This window comes from Nocardia wallacei (genome assembly GCF_029868745.1).
Taxonomy (GTDB): domain Bacteria; phylum Actinomycetota; class Actinomycetes; order Mycobacteriales; family Mycobacteriaceae; genus Nocardia; species Nocardia wallacei_B.
On the sequence record NZ_JARWOP010000200.1, the window covers coordinates 1 to 1,624 of the forward strand.

The 1,624-nt window shown below is 71.2% G+C and carries 1 protein-coding gene; it reads left to right on the forward strand.

The window, feature by feature from the left end:
* Positions 1 to 133: 133 nt before the first annotated feature.
* Positions 134 to 1,624, forward strand: a 1,491-nt coding sequence (locus QH470_RS16630) for an alpha/beta hydrolase-fold protein (protein ID WP_425302690.1), incomplete at its 3' end; no start/stop codon positions are given.

Below are 1,624 nucleotides of genomic sequence, written 5' to 3' on the forward strand. Positions count from 1 at the left end.
CCCCCCACCACCCCGCCGGGGGGGGGGGGGGGTGTCCCCCCCCGGGGGCCCCCCCAGCGCATTTCGGGGGTAAGTCGACCGGTTTCCGCGCGTCGCGCGCGGTTACCCGCCCGCCGCGAGGTACAACACTCCTGTGGCAGGTGTGGCAAATTTCCGGCGGGGGCGAGCCAGGCGCGCTCTGACGCGGCTGAGCTGCAAAAAGCTGGGAGCACTTACCGCCGTCGCGCTGTTGCCCCTGACCGCAAGCTATTCCGCCGCGATCGCCACCGCGCAGCCCGAGGTCGCCCCGGCGGCCGTGGCCGGAGCGAGTGTGCAGAAGGCGGTGTGGCTCACCGATCGGCGGGTGTCGCTGTGGGTGGACTCGCCGTCCATGGGTACGCCGGTCCAGGTCCAGTTGCTGCTGGCGCGGGACTGGAACGTCCGGCCGGACGCGCGCTTTCCGCTGCTGTTCATGCTCGACGGCCTGCGCGCCACCGAGGACGAGAGCGGCTGGACCAAGGACGCGCAGGCGGTCGACTTCTACGCCGACAAGAACGTCACCGTGGTACTGCCGATCGGCGGCCAGTCCAGCTTCTACTCCGACTGGGCGCAGCCGAACAACGGCAAGAACTACAAGTGGGAGACCTTCCTCACCAAGGAGCTGCCGCCGCTGCTGGAGAGCCAGTGGCGGGCCACGAATGCCCGTGGCGTGGCAGGACTCTCGATGGGCGGCACGGCCGCCATGTTCCTGGCGGGCCGCAATCCGGGCTGGGTCCGGTACGCCGCCTCGTACTCGGGCTTCCTGACCACCACCACGCTGGGCATGCCGCAGGCGATCATGTTCGCCATGCGCGACGCCGGCGGCTTCGACGCCGACGCCATGTGGGGTCCGCCGGGCGACCCGGAATGGGCCGCCCACGACCCGTACGCGCTGGCCGACAAGCTGAAGGGCGTCAGCCTCTACGTCTCGGCCGGTAGCGGCACCACCGGCGCCTTCGACAGCCCGAGCCCGGACCTGCCCGCGATCAGCACCAACTACGCCGGTATGGGCCTGGAGATCCTGTCCCGGCTGACCAGCCAGAATTTCGTGGGGAAGCTGAACAAGCTGTCGATCCCGGTGCAGGTGAGCTACCGGGCCTCCGGCACACACACCTGGCCCTACTGGGATTTCGAGATGCGCCAGTCCTGGCCGCAGGCGGCGGCCGCGCTGGGGGCCGACACCGCCGCGACGGAATGCGGTGCGGGCGGCGCGATCGCGGCCGTGGCACAGGCGAACGGCTGGCTGGGCGGCTGCGTGACGCCCGAATACCAGGTGCCCGGCGGCACGGCACAGGACTTCAAGGGCGGCAGGGTGTTCTGGTCGTCGTCGACCGGGGCGCATGCGGCGGCCGGGATGATCGGCGGCGCCTATCAGGCCGCGGCCGGGCCGGGCGGGCCACTGGGTCTGCCCGTCGGCGACGATCAGGGCCTGCCCGACGGCCGCGGCCGATTACAGTCCTTCCAGAACGGCGCGGTGTACTGGACGCCCCACACCGGCGCCCAGATGGTCCGCGGCGCGAAGCTGCAGGAGTGGCGCGCACAGGCCTTCGAAGGCGGTCCCGCCGGATACCCCACGGGCCCCGACCTCTCTCATATTCCCATCACC